Raw genomic sequence first — 3,140 nt, 5'->3', positions numbered from 1 at the left:
AGCTCGGCGCGGAGGCGGGTGCTTTCGGACGACAGTGTTTTCGCCGAGTTCAGCACCTCTTCCGAGGCCGAGCCGGTCTCGGCGGCGCCGCGGTTGACCTGGCCGATGTCGGTGGCGGCGGTCTGGGTGCCTTGCGCGACGGTCTGAACGCTGCGTGCAATCTCCTGGGTCGCGGCGCCCTGCTGCTCCACGGCGCTCGCGATCGACGTCGAGATCGAAGATATCTGGCCGATGGTCGCGCCAATCTCCTTGATCGCGGCAACCGACTCCGCAGTCGCACCCTGCATGCCCGTGATGTGCGACGAAATCTCATCAGTCGCCTTCGCGGTCTGGCTCGCCAGCGACTTCACTTCGCTCGCAACCACCGCAAAGCCGCGGCCGGCTTCACCGGCGCGCGCCGCTTCGATGGTCGCGTTCAGCGCGAGAAGGTTGGTCTGCTCGGCGATCGCCGTGATCAGTTTGACGACTTCGCCGATCTGCTGCGCGGCATGCGAGAGTTTCCCGATCCGGCCATCGGTTTCCTTCGCCTGCACAACGGCGGCTTCCGCAATGCGGCTGGAGTCGCGGACCTGACGGCCGATCTCCTCGACGGAAGCCGAGAGCTCCTCGGTGGCGGTCGCGACCGACTGCATGTTGCTCGAGGCCTGTTCGGAGACGCCGGCGACCTGGCTCGACAGGGTCTGCGTGGTCTCGGCGGTACGGGTCAGCGTTGAGGCTGACGATTCGAGCTGCACGGCGGAGGCCGAAACGTTGGACACGATGGCGCCGACCGCGCTCTCGAAATCATCGGCAAAACGGATCAGCTCGGAGCGACGCGCCGTGGCCAGTTCCTTGTTTTGGGCTTCGCTGGCCGCGGCATCGCGCTCGGCCTTGGCCACTGCCTGCACCTTGAACTCTTCGACCGCGCCGGCCATCTCGCCGATCTCGTCCTTGCGCCCCAGGCCCGGCAGCACGACGTCGAAATTACCCGAGGCAAGTTCGCGCATCGCCTTGCACATCGCAATCATCGGCCGCGAGATGCCATTGCCGAGCATCAGAGCCAGCACGGCGCCGACGGCAAGGCCGCCCAACGCCAGCATCAGCATCAGCCGCTCGGTGTTCCCGATCGTCGCATTGGCGCTGGCTTCGATGCGCTGCTGATCGGCCGACAGATCTGACCGCAGCTCGCCCGAGAGTTTGAGGATGGACGCTGCGGTCTTGGTCATCTCACCGTTCATCTTGACGATGATTTTCACGTTGTCGGACAGTTTTACAAACGACGCACGGTACTGCTTCAACAGGCCGCCGATCTCGGTGACGCGGTCGGTGATCTTCTGGTCGTTGGCATAGATCGAGACCAGCAGGGTCTCCAGGAACTTGATGCGCGCGATCACGCCGTCGGCGGTCTTCGGCTCCGGCTTGGCGACGAAGGAGCTGACCGAGGTGGAGACCGCAAGATATTGCGAGGTGATATCCTTGGCCGTGGTCTGGACCGATGCGAGCCCGGCCAGCGCCGCGGTGTCGGCGAGGTCGTCGAACTTGAAGCGGATCTTGTTGCCGACGCTGTTGAGCTCATCGGCGGCGATCTTGCCGTTCTCGCGCGTCAGCGTGATGATCTCGCTGAAGACTTTGGTGAAACGCTGGAACTCGGCCTCGAGCTTGCCGATCTGCTCGCGGCGCGCCGCGCCGGTCGTGGCCGCCATCGACTTTGCGATCGCCGCCTTCAGATTCTCTTCGGCAGCCTTGGCCGCAGTCTCGTCGTCCGTAGCGCCGGTCAGCGTATAGGCCCGGGTCAGCCCCTGATAGCTGATCAATTCGCGATCGACGGTTCGCGCCAGATCGGCTTCCGCCACACTGGTCCGGTAGGATTCAACGGCGCCCGCGATTCGCTCGAAGCCGAAATAGGCAAACGCCATGCTGACGGCGAGGATGGCCAGCACCGCCACGAAGCCGAGGATGATTTTTGCGCGAAAACGCAAGGTGAGCAGCTTCGATGTGTTCGGCTTGGACTTGACGGACATTCCCCAACCCATTCCATTCGCGGAAAATCAGGCGCAGCCCGGAAGCAGCCCGCTCCCAGACTCGTCTGCACGGTAAATGGCAAAGGATAAGCCGCGGTAAATTGCGGCGCCGCAACTTGCGGTTAGGTGACCTCGCTGTCGTCCCGGCGGAGCGAGGAGTGCGGTCCGGACTTACGCCGCCCTGATATTCGCCATGAACCGGTCAAGCTCGGCGCGGAGGCGGGTGCTTTCGGACGACAGTGTTTTCGCCGAGTTCAGCACCTCTTCCGAGGCCGAGCCGGTCTCGGCGGCGCCGCGGTTGACCTGGCCGATGTCGGTGGCGGCGGTCTGGGTGCCTTGCGCGACGGTCTGAACGCTGCGTGCAATCTCCTGGGTCGCGGCGCCCTGCTGCTCCACGGCGCTCGCGATCGACGTCGAGATCGAAGATATCTGGCCGATGGTCGCGCCAATCTCCTTGATCGCGGCAACCGACTCCGCAGTCGCACCCTGCATGCCCGTGATGTGCGACGAAATCTCATCAGTCGCCTTCGCGGTCTGGCTCGCCAGCGACTTCACTTCGCTCGCAACCACCGCAAAGCCGCGGCCGGCTTCACCGGCGCGCGCCGCTTCGATGGTCGCGTTCAGCGCGAGAAGGTTGGTCTGCTCGGCGATCGCCGTGATCAGTTTGACGACTTCGCCGATCTGCTGCGCGGCATGCGAGAGTTTCCCGATCCGGCCATCGGTTTCCTTCGCCTGCACAACGGCGGCTTCCGCAATGCGGCTGGAGTCGCGGACCTGACGGCCGATCTCCTCGACGGAAGCCGAGAGCTCCTCGGTGGCGGTCGCGACCGACTGCATGTTGCTCGAGGCCTGTTCGGAGACGCCGGCGACCTGGCTCGACAGGGTCTGCGTGGTCTCGGCGGTACGGGTCAGCGTTGAGGCTGACGATTCGAGCTGCACGGCGGAGGCCGAAACGTTGGACACGATGGCGCCGACCGCGCTCTCGAAATCATCGGCAAAACGGATCAGCTCGGAGCGACGCGCCGTGGCCAGTTCCTTGTTTTGGGCTTCGCTGGCCGCGGCATCGCGCTCGGCCTTGGCCACTGCCTGCACCTTGAACTCTTCGACCGCGCCGGCCATCTCGCCGATCTCGTCCTTGCG

2 protein-coding genes are annotated in these 3,140 nt (G+C 64.7%); both read right to left on the bottom strand.

The genetic code is table 11. The features are described from left to right. Nucleotides 1-2,000: methyl-accepting chemotaxis protein (locus UP06_RS26545; protein WP_045006636.1), on the bottom strand; the 2,000-nt coding region annotated here is incomplete at its 3' end. Between the two features lie 171 nt (nucleotides 2,001-2,171). Then, nucleotides 2,172-3,140, bottom strand: a 969-nt coding sequence (locus tag UP06_RS26540) for a methyl-accepting chemotaxis protein (protein ID WP_045001290.1), incomplete at its 5' end; no start/stop codon positions are given.

This window comes from Bradyrhizobium sp. LTSP857, assembly GCF_000938285.1.
In the GTDB taxonomy this organism is placed as follows: Bacteria; Pseudomonadota; Alphaproteobacteria; order Rhizobiales; family Xanthobacteraceae; genus Bradyrhizobium.
The sequence above is the reverse complement of the archived record's forward strand: the minus strand, read 5'-3'. Positions and strand labels throughout refer to the sequence as shown.